Below are 17,570 nucleotides of genomic sequence, written 5' to 3'. Positions count from 1 at the left end.
ATACCTTCCAAAAGATGACTAATCTCATTACAGTAATGTAGGTGATTAAATGGCACAAGATATTATAGATGGAATTAATCCAACTCGTATGGAATTATTGTCTCTTAAAAACAGGACTAAACTTGCTGTTAAAGGGCATGGTTTACTCAAAGAGAAAAGGGACGCTTTAATTAAAGAGTTTTTTGATATCTTGGATCGTGTCAAAGGTATTCGTGAAAATGCAGAATTAAGTCTAAAAGAAGCTAATGATGCTTTACTTGAAGCTCAAATTGCTATGGGTGATTTGGCTGTTAGAAAAGCAGCATTATCTGTTAAAGAATCTATTGATGTAGAAATTACATCAAGAAGTGTAATGGGTGTTGCAGTGCCTGTAACTAATGTAAAAATGGAAGAAAGGTCCATTATTGACAGAGGTTATGGTTTCTCTGACACAACCATACAATTAGACGAAGCTGCAAAGAAATTCGAGGAATCTCTTAAGTATTTAATTGAACTTGGTGAAGTAGAAAAAACTATTTTCCTACTCGCTGAAGAAATTGAAGCTACTAAACGTAGAGTAAATGCTTTAGAACACATTATGATTCCAAGATTCCAAAATACTGAAAAGTATATTGATATGAGACTCCAAGAAATGGAAAGGGAAAACTTCGTAAGATTGAAAATGATTAGATCAACAATGGAGAAAAATGAAAAAGCTGCTGCTGCAGCTGAAGCAGCTAAAAATGCAGAAGCTTAAATTTTTCTCTTTTACTTCTCATTTTCTTTTATTTTTATTTATTTTATTATTTAAAGCTCAAATTAATTTTATTTTTAAAAACAGTTATTTTAATTTAGTTATTGTAAAAATTTTTCATTACTGGAAATTCGAGAAAACGGTGTAAAAATGAAAAGAAATCCAATTGACCAATTTATGAAAGACCCAGATAACAAAGCCAAAGTTTTTATCTGGATGACTCGTGCAATGATTATTACTACTTTTATGATAACATTAGGGGTAATTTTATTTATTTGCCATCTTGTTGGACTTTTCTAGCAATGTCATTTACGATTTTGCTTGATAATTCTACTTTTTCGAACAATTTTCTAAAATCTTTATCTTTATCAATAATTGTAAGTAACGGCTCTTCTTTTTCAGTTATTGAACCTATATGGGGCAGGTCATAAATATTGTATAAATCTATTTTTTCATATTTCATTCTTGCTGGTGAGTAGATTACTTTTTTATAGGAATAATATTGCGGTTTCGGAATTTCTATAATTTCTCCTTGGCATGCTTTGATGTGTGCTTCGAGCATATTAATTCCAAGTGATTTTTCCACACATTCGAATGTTCCCTGAATTCTTGGATTAATCTCGATTACATATAATCCATTTTCACTCAGAATATAATCGACACCATTGGATCCGATAAGATTGAATTTATGAGCCAACATTTCGGATGTTGTTTTCATTTCTTCAATAATTCCTTCAATGTCATTAACGTTAGCCATTATGGATTCATCTGTTAGGGGGACAATGTTTCCGATGTATCTAAAATTATTATTCTTTTCAAAGTCATGTTCACTCAGCAATCTTGAGTGTATGATTGCTTTTGCATCACTTTTGCTTGCCAATACTGATGAACTTAGATTGATTCCGCTTACATATTCCTGCAGAATAAATTCATTGTCACTAAATTGTAAATCTTCCATATTATCTAAAAGAGTTACGTCATACCCTCCACTTCCTTGAACGGGTTTTAAAATAAATTGAATGTCTTCATAATTTTTACTTATTTCAAATGCTTCATCTATATCAGTTAACCTAAAAGTCATAGGTGTTAAGAATTCATCTTTTATCTTTTTGTAAAAATTGAATTTGTTTTCAATATTTTCAACTTCAGTATTTCCCAAGATTTTCTTTTTGTACCTGCTTGGAAAGTCACTTGGTGAAACGCCGGAAATTGGAATGATGTAATCAACTTCTTCAAGATAGTCTTTTGATATGTCCAGAATATTTTCGGAACTGAACTGATCTTCAAAGATGCCACAGCTTTCACCATCGCTTTCATTTAAAATGATTTTTTGGTTTTTGATGGTGGGTGCGTCTGATGTCGAAAAATAGCTTGTAGAATATACATCATAATCTAGCTTTAATGCACTGTTAAGCATACTTCTTGTATCAATTCCAATAAGTAATAGCTTTTCCATAAAATATCAGTAAAAAATAGTTTTTGTAAATAGTCCCGAGCGGAGTCGAACCGCCGTCTCCGGGTCCAAAGCCTAGAAGGATTACCACTACCCTACGGGACTATATATGTTGCATTATATACAACATTTAATATATTTTTATCATGTAGTATTTAAATCTATCGGTTATTTTGTAATTTTTGATAAAATAGGCATTCTTCATGCCATAAACAATTAAAACAGATTTTAGATACACTTTTCTCTGTATTAAAAATGAAATCGACTTTTTCGAATAATTCAACAGATTCGTATTCCTTTGTGACATCAATTTTTTTTAAAACTTCCTCATCCATTTTAACAATTCTCTCATTCTGTGTTTCACATTCACACAGATCGTTTTTGAGATTTGGACAGGCTTTGCAGATATCATCCGGAGAATTAGTTAAAGTGATTATTGTTTCAGGCAATTTTCTTAGATTATTTATTTCGGTCATGTTTTTGGTGAAATCCTCATCATAACCATAACCCTGAAAACCTTTAAGGCACAAAAGATGATGCCCTCTGAGTAGTAATTTCATATGAATCAAAAAAAAGTAAAAAAAAGAAAGGTTAAAAAACCTTTTTAGTCTTTTGGTAAAAATACCTTGGAAACAGATGCTGCACCTAGGATTTTTACAATATCTCCTACAATGAATGGTACAAGACCCATCATTAAAAGGTCAACAACACCAATTGCTGCACCTTGAGTTAAGCTATACCATAATGCAAGACCGGCAAGTCCTGGAATGTAGATTAATGCAAAGTTTGCAATTCCAATTACAACTGCCATTCTTGAAAAGCTACGTGCTTTAGCATATTTTTCGGTTATTGCCCCAATAAAGTATGATGCAATAATAAATCCAATTAAGAATCCTCCGGTTGAACCTAAAAATACGTCAAGTCCGCCGGTCATTCCTCCAAACCAAGGGATAAATGCAATACCTAAGACAATATACAATATTTGGCTTAAACATCCATATTTTTTACCTAGGATTAAACCAGAACATAATACTGCAAAAGTTTGAGCAGTTATAGGAACTGGAGTCCATGGGAGTGGGATAATGATTTGTGCCATTAAACCAGTAAAACATGCCATCATAAAAGACATGAGTACTTTAGTTGCAGTGCTAGCGTCTTGTATCCTTTCGAAAACATCTTTTCTAGTACTGTAATAGTTTTCCATATTAATGTTCATTTTTTGCCTCCAATTCAAATTTTTAAATATGAAATGAGAATTGATCTATTCTCATTTGTAAATTCTAATCTATAGTAATAATTTTAACGTTTTGTGGTTTTTTAACTATATTTACTGTTTTAAATGCGACTAATTTGTTTATTCCTTTTTCGGATGCCACATCAACTAATCTTTGTGAGATAACACCATCGAAAATGACAGTATCTGCGGTTCCATCTATATTCTTAATTTCTTCATAGATGTTTTCCACTTCAACCTCTTTAGTCATATTTAATGCTTCATCTAAAATAGCTCCACTGCCAGATCCTTCGAATTCTTTAAGCATGTCTTTCATTAAGCTTACTTCATCATCTTCAATCACCGGCTCTTCAACAACTTCTTGGTGGCGGCGATTATTGTTGTATCTTTGTTTTTTATTGTTTCTGCCGTTTGACCTGTTGTTGTTTTCTTTTTTATTGTTCTCGTTAAGGATGTTGTTTGTAGCTAAGAATTGTGCGGTTGGAACTTTATCACGGAGTGCAACCAATACTTCATCTTTTTCCAAGTCTTCAACTTCTTTTCCTTTTGGAGCACGGGTAATGTAGTCAACGTCACCAATTTGCAAGAGTTCTTTCAAGATAAGTTCTCCGCCTCTGTCACCATCTACAAATGCGGTTGTAGTTCTTTTTTTACTTAATTCTCCAATTGAGCGAGGTACACTTACCCCTTCAACTGCTACAGTATTTTTAATGCCGTATTTGAGTAAGTTTAAAACATCACTGCGTCCTTCCACTACAATAATAGCATCTGATGTGTGGATGCTAGGACCTGCAGGTAGGCGATCTTCACCGTATTCTGAGATTTCATGAACACGCATAGCTTCTCTTACTTCTTCAATCATTCTCATGCTGGTTGGACCGACACTTTCAACCATTTTCTTATAGATTTCTTTTGCACGGTTAACAACTTGTTCTCTTTTAACAGCCCTTACGTCTTCAACTTTTGTGGTTTGAATTTCAGCTTCACAAGGACCCACACGATTGATTGTTTCAAGAGATGCTGCAAGAATGGCGGTTTCTACCCTGTCTAAACTGGATGGAATTACGATTTCACCTTTTGCTCTTCCACTATTTGAGTGGATGTTAACTTGAATTCTTCCGATTCTTCCAGTTCTTTGTAGTTCTCTTAAATCTAAGTCATTACTGAGTAAACCTTCAGTCTGCCCAAATACTGCACCAACAACATCTGGTTTTTCCACAATACCATTAGCAGTAATTTGTGCATGGATTAAGTATTTAGTTGTTGTTAATTCTTCACCTTTTCCCATTTTTAAGCCTCCTAAGCTTATTAATCGGGATAATTTATGTAATTCTAAAAATTAATGTATTTTTAGTAGGTAAATTTGCATAAATTATACGATAAACATATGTAATTCGTCAGTCGATAAGACCTATCATACACTAAAAAAAGAGCCAATACATTCAGACAGTTCTACTATTAAGGGTTTACTATTTTCTAATATTAATTGCTTATTTGAAATTATATAAACTTTTTAACCTTTATTTTTCCTTAATAATTGTTTTCTCCTGTCTTTGAATTAATTAATAATAATTATAATAATGAATAATGTAAATAACTCGTTTGAGTATATGATAATGTCAAGTATTTCTATAATACTATAATTATAATTATTGGTAAAACTAATATATAAAATATAGTATATGGTATAAAATAGTATACGAATGAGAAGATTGGTGAAGTTATGTCAATAAGTCCAAAAGACATTTTAAATAAGAATAAGAATTTAAACAAACGTATTGATGTAGAAAAAATTAATTTAGATGATGTTACAATTGACGATTTAGAATTTAATGGCAAGAATTATGAAAAATACATTAATTTATATTCCCTTTTGGATTCCGTTTCAGCATGTCAGGTTTCAGATGCTTATAACTCAGTGTCAAGAAGGCCGGGAACCTTCAATTCAATAAAGCCGATTAACAACCAGAAGGTTTTCGGTAGAATATTCACTGTTGAAACTGCCAGTGATGATTGGGGAACTTCTGCCATTGCAATCGATGAAGCTGACGATGGTGATATACTATTTTTCAAAGTGGATGGTGAAGATAAAGCCATATGGGGAGAACTTGCATCCACATGTGCAAGAGACAATGGAATCAAGGCAACTGTGATATACGGTTCAGCCCGTGATTTGGATGCACTTTTATACATGGACTATCCCGTTTTTGCAAGCAATTTCTGTCCTAATGCGGGATCCGCTTTGGGTTTGGGCAGTTTAAATGAACCGATTGAAATTGAGGGTGAGACAATTAATCCTGGCGATTTCTTTTTTGGAGATGAAAACGGTGTGGTTGTAATACCTAAGGAATTATTCACCAAAACCATGGTTGCGACATTGGGTGTAAAGATTAAAGAGGCCAAGATCATTGATGACATCTCCAATGACAAGACACTTGCACAGATTGTCGGACTCAAATAGAAAACCTTTTAAATATAATATAATATTTATATATAAAGGTATCGATACCTTTATATACTACTTTCTTTTAATATATAAATGATACAGATTTGATTTTAAGTTTGATTTTATGAAATTATTAGGTAAAAGTTTGCATATTGCAAATTCTGGAAAATTAATAGCTCGGTCTACCAAAACACCTTCACCAGGTGCCATTGTCTTTAACAGCAATAAAAAGAAAATTGGTAAAGTGGGCTATGTATTCGGGCCAACAAAGCAGCCCTATATCTCTATTAGATTATTCAAATCAGCAAATAGGGATGAAATAGCTAAAAACTGTGGTGAAAAACTATTTGTATCAAAACAAAAATCCAAAAAAACTAAAAAAAGGAGGATGAGACCACGACACAAGAAGTAGAAAAAGTTCCAACAAGAGGACGTAAAAACACACCAATGGCTGAAGCACAGGAAGAAGTTTTTGATCAAGACAGACAAACTGTATGTCCTGAATGTGGTTCTACTGAATTAATTGGCGACTATGAAAGAGCGGAAGTTGTATGTGCTCGTTGCGGATTGGTAATTGATGAAAATCTTGTTGATATGGGTCCTGAATGGAGAGCATTCGACCACGAACAAAGAGACAAACGTACAAGAGTAGGTGCTCCAATTACTTACACAATCCACGATAAAGGATTAAGTACAATGATTGATTGGAGAAACAAAGATATTTACGGTCGTGATATTCCTGCAAGAAACAGAGCTCAATGGTACAGATTAAGAAAATGGCAAAGAAAAATCAGAATTTCCGGTGCTACAGAAAGAAACTTGGCATTCGCATTAAGTGAACTTGATCGTGACTCCTCAAGATTAGGACTTCCTAGAAGCGTAAGAGAAGCTGCAAGTGTAGTGTATAGAAGTGCAGTAGAAAACAAATTGATTAGAGGAAGGAGTATTGAAGGAGTTGTAGCAGCATCATTATACGCTGCCTGCAGGCGTTGTAACGTTCCACGTACTTTAGATGAAATTGCAGAAGTATCTAGAGTTACTAAAAAAGAAGTAGGTCGTACATACAGGTTCCTGACCCGTGAATTAAACATCAAGTTACCACCAACTTCTCCAGTAGATTACGTTCCAAGATTTGCTTCAGAGTTAGGATTATCCGGTGAAGCACAATCCAAAGCTATTGAAATCATTGAAAAAGCAATGGATAAAGGATTAACCTCTGGTAGAGGTCCTACTGGTGTGGCTGCAGCTGCATTGTATATTGCTTCCGTTTTGCTCGGTGAGAGAAAAACACAAAGAGATGTAGCAGACATTGCAGGAGTTACTGAAGTAACTATCCGTAACAGATACAAAGAATTGACTGAACAATTAGAAATGGGCGTAACTTTATAGTCCCGATTGTTCTAAAAAATAATAATCCAATATTGATTAATTGAAGTATTCTAAGCCAATACTTGATTAATCAAACATTTTTTTATTTATTTCTAATTTTTTTTAATTTTTAAAGAAAGGATGATTTTTTTGCGAAATACCATTGAAAAAGAATGCTATAACTGCAAACATGTGGAATTTGACATTGGACTTTGCACCCAATACTACTGCAGATTCCATGAAAGATTAGTTAAAATGGTTGATAAGTGTGATGACTGGAGTGATTCATCCAATTAGATTCCGTTTCTATATAATTTGGCTTCAGCATCGAATCAGGTAATCAACTAGAATTAAAGGTAAAATCAGGCCTATTCAACATCGAAACCCTTTTCTATCATACTGTTTTTAAGAATTTCCATGGCTTTTATCGTATCCTCTCCGGAAACCCTTTTAATCATACGATTGTTTTCATTAAACCTTCCGACAAAATAATTCTGCTGTTCCTTACTCACAAGGTCAAGTCGGGTATAGTTTGTAAGGCATTCCAAAAGCGCGAATACTCCTCGATTTAAAGCCTTAGCGCAGGGATTGTTTTTGACGATTTCTACAACATCACTGCTTATGATATATGCTTCCCCATTTGAGGTTACATGGTCTTTAATCGGATCCATTTTTCTAATGTCTGTGACATCACAAATGATATATGCTTCTGCATTTTTCAATATTGCAATGTCATCATCATCAGTAAACTCTTCAATATCCAAGTTTCCTATTGTTGAATTAACAAAATTTATGGGGTCAAAAGTAATATTTACAACATATTTCCGTGTTTCCATAATGTTTTTCAGGGTTGTGGTACCGACAAATAATCTGCATCCAAGTTTGTCCTTGCCTTTGCATACAATTCCTATTGGTGCGGCATTTTTTACACCATCCTTGCTCATAGTAGTGTAAATCCCCTCATATTTCTGTCCTTCTTCAATTCCGATATCTGTCAAATCCATAACCATCTTATCACCCATATTAATTACATTTTCAATATAATTTCTATTCATTAATCTAATTAAAAATTTAGCATAACTAATGCCTTCTTAACAAATATGCACATTCCCGATGACGAATTTAATATAAAATAATTAAAGATTACTTGCGCTCACGTTCATCGACAAGCTGCGGTTTTCCACCGGACTTATCCCAATATCTTTTCAGTTCCATCCCGCAGTTAATGCATCGTGTCGCATCATCATTGTTAGGATAGCTGCAGTAAAAGCATTGTTTTGTCATTCGCCATCCTCAAAAATCATCTTCATAGTCCATTTCATCATCAAAGTCCACGCCCCAGTCAGGACTGTCGGACAAATCGGATCCGCATTCTTCACATATTGCATTTGAAGGGTCATTCAAATGTCCGCAAACGCTGCAAGTTATCATTTTTATCACCTTGAGTATTTTTCAATTCTGTATTTCAATTCACGAACGATTCCATCATTATTTGTCTTTTTAACTTTCTTAAGCCTTTCTGAATATTTTGGAAGTCTAGTTAAAAATTCTTTAACTCTTTCAGCGCTCATTACTTCGTGATATTCTCCGTAACCTAATTTTTGAACGTAAAATCCATTTAATGTTTGCTCAAAGTTTCCAATTGCAGGAACTGAATAAATAGGTTTTTTAAGACATATAGCTTCTGTAATGAACGTAAATCCTCCATTGCAGATTACCGCTTTTGATGAAGCCAAATCATCATAAAATACGTCTTCATTGAACTCTTTATAAGTCAAGTTTTCATCCACTTCGTTTTTGTTGAATCCATAAACTATGAATTTCTCGTCTTTGAGGGATTTTAGCCTTTCAACAAGCTTTACGCTTTCACGGCTTGTCTGATAAACGACAACATGCTCGCCTTCAGTCGGCTCTAGCTTAAGGATATCCTCACGTATGATTGGCGGATAAAGCACTGCATTTTTTCCAGGACGTATTTTCGGATAGAAGAAACTGGTTAGGATATGCACTTTCGGCTTCACGACGTAAGTCTTAACCACGCCTTTCGCCTTAATCATTTCAGCATAATGATTTTTAGGATAGTCAATTTTGGTTTGTGTCATCATATGGATGTTGTCTAAGCTGATCAGAGGAATGTTGAGAAGCTTTGAGACAACGGTAGCATATATTTCAAAATCAGTTACAATGACATCCGGTCTAAGTTCTCTTGCCTTTTTGTATAGCTTTTCATATCCCACTTTCATGTTTGTCGGATTTCTTTTCAGGGCATTTGAGAGGGTTCTTAAATTGTTTACCTTGTTGTTGATGTATACTGTATTGAATCCTCCGATTTTATACACGTTATCGAATTTGGAGTTCAGGTATTCATAAGCCCTGTCGCTTGAAAAGAGGTAAACGTCATAGTCATCCTTAATCTTGTCAACTATCACTCCTGTCCTTATGGCATGGCCCATTCCCTCACCGCAAACGCAGTAGAACACTACTTTCCTGTCCCTTATCTTTTTAACTTTAAATCGGGATCTTGTTGAGTTAATCTTTTGGATGGAGTTGTCATAAGTTTCCTTAACGCTATTAATTCTCTCAACCCCTCTTTCAAGTCTTGACAGTTTTGTTGTTGTGAGTTTTTCATGACCGTGGCCAAAATTATAATTCAAATCGGATGCTTCACTTCTTCTGCCTAAAAAGTCATTAACTGTACTTTTTCCGTATTGTTGTATTAAGGTAGTGATTCCTTCTTCTTCAAGTCTTCTTGTTGAAACACCAATTTTGGCATTTCTAAGAACTTTAAAGCGCTCTTCTTTAGCTAATCTTTCGATGTAATCTGTATCTTCACCAAATGTCAGGGATTCATCAAAGCCTCCGCATTTTTCATGCAATTCCCTTTTTGCAATGATTCCGTAACAGCCTGCACCGTGAGGCTTGATTTTTTCAACACTGATCATGAAGTAATTTGCAAAATCATGGAATATTTTGTCCTGAACCTTATTGGACAGTGGCTTCATTTGGGTAATGGCTATTCCCACATTTTCTATTTGGAATTCATATAATACATCTCTTAAATAATCTTCAGTAAGCTGCAAATCGGAGTCTAGAAATAGCAGATATTCTCCTTTTGCAACTTTCGCACCATTATTCCTACCTACTCCCGGAAGTCCCCCATCAACTACGATGCAACCGTATTCTTCCGCAATTTCTCTGGTCCTGTCAGTTGAGTTGGCATCAGCAACAATGACCTCATAATCGTCAAAGTCCTGCTCTTTTATGCTCTCCAATAGAACTGGGAGGTATTCCTCTTCATTATATGTAGGTATGATAATGCTGTAAATCATATTTTAAGATTTATTTTTAAAATTTATAAGGTTTTGTAAAAAAGGGCTTTAAATTAATTTGATTTTATTCTGTTAAATCAAATTTTAACACGCCCTACATTTTTGATAGTTGAATGTGAAGCAAAAAGAGGAATATTATATTCATACGTATCCATATGGTAAAAAGCATCTGTTGAAAATGTGGTGCTTGCTTTCTTTTACTCATAGTAGGAATTAGATTTAGTTTAGGCGGTACTTTCTTTTCGGCTTAACATCATCATGGCCATTATTGTCAATAAAAATCCTAAAAACATCAGCAGTGTCGGAATCTCTGTGTAAAATATAAATCCAAAAAGCAATGCTGCGAATGGTTCGGCGCCGGATAGCAATATGGAAGATACTCCTGAGTCTATGTAGTTCAAGCTCACAGTTGAAAAGATATAGGGCAGGGCAAATGAAAATGTTGAGTGCATGACTAAAAATATTATGACTAGAGGGGGATTGATTGAAATAAAATTATTTATTTGGCCGAAATCGGTAAATGGAATCAAAGCTATTGAAATGAAGATGATTGAATAAATAAGAATTGTAAAGGTATGCTTTCCGTTTTCAATAGATTTTTTAGATGCCATCAGATAGATTGCCCAGAACAGTCCCGCACCGATGCCTGAGGCAATTCCAAATAGAGGGATGTTTGAAATGTCGCTTTCAAGAACTCCAGTCATCAACACGCATCCAAAAATGGCTAACGCCATACAAATAAGTTTATTTGCCGTAATTTTTTCTCTAAACAAGACATAAGCGAATACTAATACATAAATTGGTGCGAGGGACAGCAAAACAGCCGCCAGTGATAACGGCACGGTGTTCATTGATTCATTATAGCATAAATTAAGTCCTATGATGCAGGCTGCACAGACTAAAAACAGAGGAATGTCCTTTAAATCTATTTTGAATAGTTCCTTGTCGGTTAAGATAATAGCCATCAATATTGGGATAACTGCTATTGAAAACCTTAAAAAGAGAAGTGTTGTTTGATCGATTCCGTTTTGAGTTAATGTTCGAACAAAAACGCCGCTTGACCCAAACATTATTCCTGCAAGGATTGGCAAAATAAGATAAATCTTTTTCATAAAATCACTTTAAATAGGAATATGCATTCCATGAAACCGTGTAGTAGTCACAGGAATTATTCAATGGCACTCTTAAATCGTTGAGCAGTTCCATTTCGTTGTATGATGAATCTACGTGATATGTGCCGTTGCTTATTTTTTCAATTGGGATGTCTGCGAAATCGACGTCATCTGTGATATTTGCGATTTCAACAGTATAGTAGTCAGGCTCTGCACCTGCAAGAGCTATTGTAAATCTTAAAGCTATAACGACAAAAACGACTATATAAGGAAAAAGGCGATTAAACAGGTATTTGATTTCACTCAAGCCCTTATTCCTGTAATTTGGCTGTATTGATTCGTTGTCCTTGAGCAATTTTTCATCTTTAAGGATTGTGCCAACAATGTAGTTTATGTAATATCCATTTCTATAAACCAAATAAAGTCCTAAAATACCTACGAGTGCAGGGGTTCCCCACATTCCACCATCAATTGCTCCGATAAGAAGGCAGCTTGAAAAGAAAGCGATCAGGAAGGTTGTAACCCATGGGCGCTTTTGAATAGCTAAGACCAATGCAATGAATAAGACAGGAATCAGCAATATCACTAAAAAACTGGCACTTGGAATGTATGAATATAGTCCAACGCCTGTGTTGATGTCGCTTTGAATGAACGGTCCAATTATTTGACTTAGAAGTGCTCCCAAAATGGACTTTAACAAATGGGTATGCAAAATGCTTGTAGAGCTCATTGTGTTAGACATGGCGCAGAATACGGTGTTGAGTTTAATGCCCATCTGCAGTCTAAATATGATTTCTAAAAGTATGCCTAAAACTAATAAAACCGTTCCGATAATTATTGAAATTTTCAGATATTTGTTTACATCAATTTTTTTGTTGATTACTTGGGATAAAATTAGGAATAGTCCTAAAATACCGAAAAACATGATGTCCTTTCCTTTTGAGGATCCCATTAAAAATAAATAGGTTATAGGTCTTATAATCGGATTTAAAATATTTGTCAGAAAAATTATTCCTGCAAGAAATATGAATAAAAATCCAAATAATATAGTTTTATTAATCTTCATTAACAATAATTTAATTAGTAATACTTTAAATAAATGATGTTTGTTTAAAAATAATTTTGTAAATGGTGAGTAGTTATGCCCTTGTATAGCTTAAAGAAGGTATGGAAATATTGCAGTTATAATATTCCATTTTTTGTATTCATATCCGTGTTAATGTTTATTATCGGTTTAGTTTCTGCTTATGTTGACCTTTACTTTAGTTTTATGGGGGCAGGGTTAATTACTGCGTTTATTTCGATGTTGTTAACTGGATATGGATTGTCAATAACGCGTGATAGAATCAACCATGGTTATAGATTGCCAAAAATCATGCCAAAGGAGGTTTTCCTTTTTGGAATTAAAGGATCAATCGTTTATGCCATATATATCACTTTTCAAATATTTATTTTGAATTATATTGCTTCATTTTTTGGATTTCCTTTGTTTAATTTAGAAGAAATGCTATTAAAATTCGATCAAACACTTCATTTGTTTTTTATACACAATCCGGTTCATTCGATAATCTTTTTTGTTTTAAGTGCAATTGTATTTTATGTTTCTAACTTTTTTGGAGAGATTGGATTGGCCAGATTGGCGGACACTAAAAGTTTATTTAGCGCATTTAATTTCAAAGCTATTTATAGAAGCATTGAACTGTTTGGATGGAGGCATTATGCAAGAGATTTGACTTCCATTGTAGTTGCAATTGTAATTCTGACATTCATCCAAAACAATTTGCCTGAATTTTTTGGGATTGACCTTCTATTATGGATGCTTTTAGGTGTTTTGATATTTGCGACTCAATATCTTGGTATTGGTGCGGTATACTGCAATATAAAGGATAACGAAAAAAGGTTAAATGCTGAAAATAATTTGTAATATGATTTCTTTTTTTAATTTTAAATTATTGATAGCCAAAAGTAATAATTATAATAACTATACAAAATTTTAATCATGATGTTTCCAATTGAATATTTCATAGGCCTGATTTTAATAGGTATATGCGCCGGATTTGCATCTGGCCTTTTAGGTGTTGGCGGAGGATTCTTAATTGTTCCTTTGCAGTACTTTCTGTTAAAATACATTGGAGTGGCACCAGACCTTGCAATTTTGATTTCTTTTGGAACCAGTTTAGCCATTATCGTTCCTACAGCATTAAGCGGCGCCTACAGACACACCAGAACCATGGACAATATCCTAAAGCCAGGTATTAGGCTGGGTATTTTTGGTCTTATTGGTGGTGTTTTGGGAGGTTTTGTGGCATCAGCCTTGCCTTCAAGAATCTTGGAGATTATTTTCGGCCTTTTGCTATTGTTCATCACAGTAAATAATATTGTCAACATTAATAAGGAACGGGAAGAAGCCAAAATTCCTTTAAATTTAATTTCAACTGGAATTATAGGTTTGCTCGTTGGATTTTCATCAGGGCTTTTAGGTGTTGGCGGCGGAATATTTTTGATAGCAATCCTAACTGCGCTTCTTGGATTTTCAATGATAGAAGCTATTGGGACTTCTTCAATATTCATTAGCCTAACCGCAATTGGAGGGTTTTTATCTTATATGGTTTCTGGTTGGGGAGTCAGCACATTCCCATATTCAATTGGTTATGTAAGTATTATTAATTTTGTTTTGATTGCATGTTTTTCAGTGCCAATGGCTTCACTTGGAGCTAAAATGGCACATAAAGTACCTCAAAAAAAGTTAAAGATCATATTTTCAATATTGGTGTTATACATGGCATTGAAAATGTTAGGAGTATTACCATAGGGTGATAAGATGAGTGGAGAGAGAAAAGTTGGAGAAAATTTTGATGCCGATAAGGCAGGAAGTATTTTTGATAAGTTAAAAAACGTTGAAGGAAAAATAAAGCCTAAAGGCGAGGGCAAATTTGACAATATTAAAAACATGATGAATGAAGCCCAATATCTTGAGAAATCCGGCAAATTGGATGAAGCTTTGGAATTGTACAAGCAAGTTATTTTTGTCCTGCCAGATTCCCAAAAAGCATACGAAGCCATTATAGGAATCTATCAAAAACAGGGCAGCGTTGATAAAGAAAAAGACATCTTGAAAAAGGCTATTGCCAACTGCAAGAATAATGAAGAATTTAAAAAAAGATTAAATGAGTTATAGATTAACTCATTATACTTTAATTATTCCGGTAGCTACTGATATCACACCAATAACAAATACCAATATTGCAAGGTATATGATGTATCTACCGTGTTTGCGGTATAACGGAACCTCTTTTTTGTAGTAAAATAATATGGCTCCATAAATTAGTCCCAAAAGTGGGGATATTAGAGCAATTATATATCAATCGGTATGATAATTGTTCCTTCACCATCCATTTTTTTCACTTCCAATATTAAAAAATAAGAAGATTAAAATCCTCTTATTTTTTGAAAATTCCTTTTATTTTGCTTAGAACACCAGTAGCAAGAAGGCCGACAGCGACATCATAAATCATGTTTGCTTGTGCTTGATCGACACCTAACTTCTCACTGATTAGCTTGGTAATCATGTCTTTGTTTTTGTTTCCAGCTAAAAAGGTGCTTTCTAAAATTCCGTTTACGCTTGCGGCTTGATTAGCATCAATGCCTGCTTCTTGACTTAATTGTGCTATAAAATCTTCTGGATTCATAATATCACCTATGAGAATAATTTAACTCCAATTCCTATTGCGTTTATTTGAAAACTATCTCCTCCAAGACCTATCAGACCATATTGGATTTCCAAATCGATCACACCATTGCCGCCGGCGGATTTGATTTCTTCACTTAGTTTTATTAAACATTCGTCTTTTCCTTTTTTAAGTTCGTACAATGCCTTATTTTCTATTTCTTGTGGAGTTAGATTTAATCTTTTATATTTTTCTATAATGACATGTGTATTGAATATTCCTATGTTTTCATGTTTCATAGTGATGAGGTCGGTGCTTGTCATAAAATAAAAATCTAGACTGTTTATTCTTTCATTGCTTTCTTTTTCATTGAATGTTGGGACTTCATAAGACTTCTTTTCTTCAATTCTTTCTAAATCAAGTATATGCGGCTCTTTAAGTACATATTTTTCATAATATCCTAAAATCAGATTATATACATGATTGGTAATCTTTTTGAAGATTCCTGAGAAGTAGGATATTATTCCAAAGCCTATTGAAAATAGTATATAGTTAACGGCTGTTGGAAATGCTGCCTGTAAAATCACAGCTATTGATCCGATAGTTATAATATTAAACCCTAATGTCGGGTTTTTCAATATAAAGCTGTAGAATGTTGTATATATAAAAAGGAAAAAGGCACTAATAGCACCTATGTTTTCACCTATAAATCTATTGGCCAATATGGTTTCTACATAACCTGCCGCCAATGGGGCGAAAATCAAGCCTAGATTCCACCCATAAATAGCAATATTGAAATGTAGAAAAAATCCATATACTACAAGGCCAACTAAGGTACCAGTTAAGATACATATAAATGCCTCTCGGATATATTTCATCTTTTCATGATTTTTAATGTTCATGCTATTCATATTTTATAGCGGTGCCATATGCAGTTACGAGTATGGTATTGCCCATAGTGCCGCCCAGATTATCATAAGAAATTTTAAGGCCTATAATTGCATTGGCTCCCAAATTTTCTGCTTTTTCTTTCATGCTTTCTAAAGCGATGTCTCTTGCTTTTTCAAGTTCCTCTTCATATCTTGATGTTCTTCCACCTACAACATCCCGCACACCGGAGAATAAATCTTTATAAATATTGGCACCAATTAAAGATTCTCCAGTAACCAATCCTTTATAGTCGATTATCTCTTTATTGGCGAGTGTATTTGCTGAAGTTAAAATCATTTTATCACTATTTCATGAAAGTCATTACTGCCCAAATTATTAAAAAGATTGCAATAACTACATATAAGATTATTTGTGATCTTTTTCTTTGGTTTAATCTTGCATCCCAGACTTTTTGACAATCCGGTGAGCATACAAGTTCATTTAGAGGAATTGGGGTTCCACAAATCGGGCAATGTTTATGAGGTTCTACTGCCATTTTTTCATCTCCTTATATTTTAAAGAATTCTTTAGTATTTTTAGTAACTTGAACTGCAAGTTCTTCTGCATCCATTCCCATGCAGAGCGCAATTGTTTCGAGGATGTGAGGTAAATATTTTGGTTCATTTCTGTTCTTTTTAGGCTTTTTGTCAAAGTTTTTTGGTATTAGGAACGGTGCATCTGTTTCAATCATTAACTTTTCGGGAGGTATTGCGCTTACAGCCTCTTGCAAATCCCTTCCCCGTTTCATATCACAAATCCATCCGGTAACACCAATAAAACAACCTAAATCAACGTAATTTTGTGCTTCTTGTTTGGTTCCGGTAAAACAGTGGACTACAGACCTTTCAACAACGCTGTCATGTCTTTTCAGGATATCATATAAATCATTGTGCGCTTCCCTTTCATGTAAAAACAGGGGCATGTCAGTCCTTTCAGCAACTTCAACTTGAGCTTCAAACCATTTTCTCTGAAGGTCCTGCGGTGAAAAGTTTCTATTATAATCAAGACCGCATTCACCGATAGCTACAACACAATCCTTTTTAGCTATTTTTTCAAGTTCAAACATGGTGTGTCCATTGCATGTTTTGGCATCATGCGGATGAACGCCTGATGTTGAAAATAAAGTTCCAGGATATTTTGAAGCATATTCTGCAGCCATATGGCTGGAATGAACATTGGTTCCTGTGATTATGAATTGGTTGACACCAACTTTTTTAGCCTCTTCAATGATTTCCACTCTGTCTTTTTTGAATGAGGAATGCATTAGATTTAAGCCAATATCGATAAGATTGTCCAC

The 17,570-nt window shown here is 34.2% G+C and carries 23 protein-coding genes and 1 tRNA gene; 8 read left to right on the top strand and 16 right to left on the bottom strand.

Translation table 11 applies throughout. The features are described from left to right. Positions 1-49: 49 nt before the first annotated feature. Entirely contained in the window at positions 50-736 is a 687-nt protein-coding gene (locus QZU81_RS07860) for a V-type ATP synthase subunit D (RefSeq protein ID WP_292823511.1), read from the top strand. Positions 737-1,004: 268 nt separating this feature from the next. Here QZU81_RS07860 and QZU81_RS07855 read toward each other — a convergent pair whose 3' ends face one another. From QZU81_RS07855 to dnaG, 5 genes are all read right to left on the bottom strand, one after another. After that, positions 1,005-2,189 carry an ATP-grasp domain-containing protein gene (locus QZU81_RS07855; RefSeq protein ID WP_295591020.1) on the bottom strand — a complete coding sequence of 395 codons (1,185 nt, stop codon included), beginning with the start codon at positions 2,187-2,189 and terminating at the stop codon, positions 1,005-1,007. 30 nt (positions 2,190-2,219) lie between these two features. Beyond that, positions 2,220-2,291: transfer RNA gene (locus QZU81_RS07850), tRNA-Gln, on the bottom strand. Between the two features lie 56 nt (positions 2,292-2,347). After that, positions 2,348-2,746 carry a DUF1284 domain-containing protein gene (locus QZU81_RS07845; protein ID WP_295591017.1) on the bottom strand — a complete coding sequence of 133 codons (399 nt, stop codon included), beginning with the start codon at positions 2,744-2,746 and terminating at the stop codon, positions 2,348-2,350. A 44-nt stretch (positions 2,747-2,790) separates the two neighbouring features. Next, positions 2,791-3,396: a biotin transporter BioY gene (locus tag QZU81_RS07840; protein ID WP_292823653.1), complete on the bottom strand. Its 606-nt coding sequence runs from the start codon at positions 3,394-3,396 to the stop codon at positions 2,791-2,793. Between the two features lie 70 nt (positions 3,397-3,466). Further along, complete coding sequence (gene dnaG, locus QZU81_RS07835) at positions 3,467-4,708, bottom strand: DNA primase DnaG (RefSeq protein WP_295591015.1); 1,242 nt, start codon at positions 4,706-4,708, stop codon at positions 3,467-3,469. Between the two features lie 435 nt (positions 4,709-5,143). On the opposite strand from dnaG, the gene QZU81_RS07830 reads away from it, so the two are divergent. The 4 genes from QZU81_RS07830 (at position 5,144) to QZU81_RS07815 (ending at position 7,531) form a co-directional block, all read left to right on the top strand. Continuing rightward, positions 5,144-5,881 carry an RraA family protein gene (locus tag QZU81_RS07830; protein ID WP_295591012.1) on the top strand — a complete coding sequence of 246 codons (738 nt, stop codon included), beginning with the start codon at positions 5,144-5,146 and terminating at the stop codon, positions 5,879-5,881. A gap of 109 nt (positions 5,882-5,990) precedes the next feature. Next, complete coding sequence (locus QZU81_RS07825) at positions 5,991-6,278, top strand: Gar1/Naf1 family protein (RefSeq protein WP_292823495.1); 288 nt, start codon at positions 5,991-5,993, stop codon at positions 6,276-6,278. Positions 6,279-6,313: 35 nt separating this feature from the next. Then, positions 6,314-7,255: a transcription initiation factor IIB gene (locus QZU81_RS07820; protein ID WP_295591009.1), complete on the top strand. Its 942-nt coding sequence runs from the start codon at positions 6,314-6,316 to the stop codon at positions 7,253-7,255. Positions 7,256-7,384: 129 nt separating this feature from the next. Then, positions 7,385-7,531 carry a hypothetical protein gene (locus QZU81_RS07815; RefSeq protein WP_295591007.1) on the top strand — a complete coding sequence of 49 codons (147 nt, stop codon included), beginning with the start codon at positions 7,385-7,387 and terminating at the stop codon, positions 7,529-7,531. 71 nt (positions 7,532-7,602) lie between these two features. Here the strand turns inward: QZU81_RS07815 and QZU81_RS07810 are convergent, their stop codons facing one another. The 6 genes from QZU81_RS07810 to QZU81_RS07785 all read right to left on the bottom strand — a co-directional run bounded on the left by QZU81_RS07810 (position 7,603) and on the right by QZU81_RS07785 (position 12,627). Further along, a complete protein-coding gene (locus QZU81_RS07810; RefSeq protein ID WP_295591004.1) occupies positions 7,603-8,244 on the bottom strand; it encodes a DUF447 domain-containing protein in 642 nt (213 codons plus the stop codon). A gap of 133 nt (positions 8,245-8,377) precedes the next feature. Further along, positions 8,378-8,518 carry a hypothetical protein gene (locus QZU81_RS07805; protein WP_292826424.1) on the bottom strand — a complete coding sequence of 47 codons (141 nt, stop codon included), beginning with the start codon at positions 8,516-8,518 and terminating at the stop codon, positions 8,378-8,380. 9 nt (positions 8,519-8,527) lie between these two features. Next, positions 8,528-8,665, bottom strand: a complete 138-nt coding sequence (locus QZU81_RS07800) for a hypothetical protein (RefSeq protein WP_292826427.1) — start codon at positions 8,663-8,665, stop codon at positions 8,528-8,530. A gap of 5 nt (positions 8,666-8,670) precedes the next feature. After that, the gene (locus QZU81_RS07795) at positions 8,671-10,563 is read right to left on the bottom strand and encodes an MJ1255/VC2487 family glycosyltransferase (protein ID WP_295590999.1); all 1,893 of its coding nucleotides are present in this window, start codon (positions 10,561-10,563) and stop codon (positions 8,671-8,673) included. Between the two features lie 224 nt (positions 10,564-10,787). Next, positions 10,788-11,675: a DMT family transporter gene (locus tag QZU81_RS07790; protein ID WP_295590997.1), complete on the bottom strand. Its 888-nt coding sequence runs from the start codon at positions 11,673-11,675 to the stop codon at positions 10,788-10,790. 4 nt (positions 11,676-11,679) lie between these two features. Next, positions 11,680-12,627 (bottom strand): hypothetical protein, encoded by a 948-nt coding sequence (locus QZU81_RS07785; RefSeq protein WP_295590995.1) that lies wholly within the window; start codon positions 12,625-12,627, stop codon positions 11,680-11,682. A gap of 189 nt (positions 12,628-12,816) precedes the next feature. Between QZU81_RS07785 and QZU81_RS07780 the strand changes: the two genes are divergently transcribed. From QZU81_RS07780 to QZU81_RS07770, 3 genes are all read left to right on the top strand, one after another. Next, positions 12,817-13,599 (top strand): DUF4013 domain-containing protein, encoded by a 783-nt coding sequence (locus tag QZU81_RS07780; protein WP_342764268.1) that lies wholly within the window; start codon positions 12,817-12,819, stop codon positions 13,597-13,599. Positions 13,600-13,674: 75 nt separating this feature from the next. Further along, complete coding sequence (locus tag QZU81_RS07775; protein WP_295590993.1) at positions 13,675-14,487, top strand: sulfite exporter TauE/SafE family protein; 813 nt, start codon at positions 13,675-13,677, stop codon at positions 14,485-14,487. A gap of 9 nt (positions 14,488-14,496) precedes the next feature. Further along, on the top strand, positions 14,497-14,853 hold the full coding sequence (locus QZU81_RS07770; RefSeq protein WP_295590991.1) for a lipopolysaccharide assembly protein LapB: 357 nt from the start codon (positions 14,497-14,499) through the stop codon (positions 14,851-14,853). Between the two features lie 262 nt (positions 14,854-15,115). Here QZU81_RS07770 and QZU81_RS07765 read toward each other — a convergent pair whose 3' ends face one another. From QZU81_RS07765 to QZU81_RS07745, 5 genes are read right to left on the bottom strand one after another with little or no spacing between them, the layout of a single operon-like run. Then, positions 15,116-15,364, bottom strand: coding sequence for a hypothetical protein (locus QZU81_RS07765; RefSeq protein WP_292826448.1), 249 nt, complete (start codon positions 15,362-15,364; stop codon positions 15,116-15,118). A gap of 8 nt (positions 15,365-15,372) precedes the next feature. Beyond that, the gene (locus QZU81_RS07760) at positions 15,373-16,245 is read right to left on the bottom strand and encodes a hypothetical protein (RefSeq protein WP_295590989.1); all 873 of its coding nucleotides are present in this window, start codon (positions 16,243-16,245) and stop codon (positions 15,373-15,375) included. Position 16,246: 1 nt separating this feature from the next. After that, positions 16,247-16,570 carry a YbjQ family protein gene (locus QZU81_RS07755; RefSeq protein WP_292826453.1) on the bottom strand — a complete coding sequence of 108 codons (324 nt, stop codon included), beginning with the start codon at positions 16,568-16,570 and terminating at the stop codon, positions 16,247-16,249. A gap of 7 nt (positions 16,571-16,577) precedes the next feature. Then, complete coding sequence (locus QZU81_RS07750) at positions 16,578-16,769, bottom strand: DUF2116 family Zn-ribbon domain-containing protein (RefSeq protein ID WP_292749562.1); 192 nt, start codon at positions 16,767-16,769, stop codon at positions 16,578-16,580. A 12-nt stretch (positions 16,770-16,781) separates the two neighbouring features. Beyond that, positions 16,782-17,570 carry a TatD family hydrolase gene (locus tag QZU81_RS07745; RefSeq protein ID WP_292850223.1) on the bottom strand — a complete coding sequence of 263 codons (789 nt, stop codon included), beginning with the start codon at positions 17,568-17,570 and terminating at the stop codon, positions 16,782-16,784.

The sequence above is a fragment of the uncultured Methanobrevibacter sp. genome, from assembly GCF_902770715.1.
Lineage (GTDB): Archaea > Methanobacteriota > Methanobacteria > Methanobacteriales > Methanobacteriaceae > Methanocatella.
This window is presented reverse-complemented; position numbering and strand designations above follow the sequence as displayed.

Bases quoted from the DNA above. Each gene is read 5' to 3' on its own strand.
- QZU81_RS07765 (WP_292826448.1), bottom strand. From the start codon at position 15,364: ATGAATCCAGAAGATTTTATAGCACAATTAAGTCAAGAAGCAGGCATT.
- QZU81_RS07760 (WP_295590989.1), bottom strand. From the start codon at position 16,245: ATGAACATTAAAAATCATGAAAAGATGAAATATATCCGAGAGGCATTT.
- QZU81_RS07785 (WP_295590995.1), bottom strand. From the start codon at position 12,627: ATGGGATCCTCAAAAGGAAAGGACATCATGTTTTTCGGTATTTTAGGA.
- QZU81_RS07860 (WP_292823511.1), top strand. From the start codon at position 50: ATGGCACAAGATATTATAGATGGAATTAATCCAACTCGTATGGAATTA.
- QZU81_RS07770 (WP_295590991.1), top strand. From the start codon at position 14,497: ATGAGTGGAGAGAGAAAAGTTGGAGAAAATTTTGATGCCGATAAGGCA.
- QZU81_RS07830 (WP_295591012.1), top strand. From the start codon at position 5,144: ATGTCAATAAGTCCAAAAGACATTTTAAATAAGAATAAGAATTTAAAC.
- QZU81_RS07795 (WP_295590999.1), bottom strand. From the start codon at position 10,563: ATGATTTACAGCATTATCATACCTACATATAATGAAGAGGAATACCTC.
- QZU81_RS07780 (WP_342764268.1), top strand. From the start codon at position 12,817: ATGCCCTTGTATAGCTTAAAGAAGGTATGGAAATATTGCAGTTATAAT.
- QZU81_RS07855 (WP_295591020.1), bottom strand. From the start codon at position 2,189: ATGGAAAAGCTATTACTTATTGGAATTGATACAAGAAGTATGCTTAAC.
- QZU81_RS07845 (WP_295591017.1), bottom strand. From the start codon at position 2,746: ATGAAATTACTACTCAGAGGGCATCATCTTTTGTGCCTTAAAGGTTTT.
- QZU81_RS07805 (WP_292826424.1), bottom strand. From the start codon at position 8,518: ATGACAAAACAATGCTTTTACTGCAGCTATCCTAACAATGATGATGCG.
- QZU81_RS07755 (WP_292826453.1), bottom strand. From the start codon at position 16,570: ATGATTTTAACTTCAGCAAATACACTCGCCAATAAAGAGATAATCGAC.
- QZU81_RS07750 (WP_292749562.1), bottom strand. From the start codon at position 16,769: ATGGCAGTAGAACCTCATAAACATTGCCCGATTTGTGGAACCCCAATT.
- QZU81_RS07775 (WP_295590993.1), top strand. From the start codon at position 13,675: ATGATGTTTCCAATTGAATATTTCATAGGCCTGATTTTAATAGGTATA.
- QZU81_RS07810 (WP_295591004.1), bottom strand. From the start codon at position 8,244: ATGGTTATGGATTTGACAGATATCGGAATTGAAGAAGGACAGAAATAT.
- QZU81_RS07800 (WP_292826427.1), bottom strand. From the start codon at position 8,665: ATGATAACTTGCAGCGTTTGCGGACATTTGAATGACCCTTCAAATGCA.
- QZU81_RS07790 (WP_295590997.1), bottom strand. From the start codon at position 11,675: ATGAAAAAGATTTATCTTATTTTGCCAATCCTTGCAGGAATAATGTTT.
- QZU81_RS07820 (WP_295591009.1), top strand. From the start codon at position 6,314: ATGGCTGAAGCACAGGAAGAAGTTTTTGATCAAGACAGACAAACTGTA.
- dnaG (WP_295591015.1), bottom strand. From the start codon at position 4,708: ATGGGAAAAGGTGAAGAATTAACAACAACTAAATACTTAATCCATGCA.
- QZU81_RS07825 (WP_292823495.1), top strand. From the start codon at position 5,991: ATGAAATTATTAGGTAAAAGTTTGCATATTGCAAATTCTGGAAAATTA.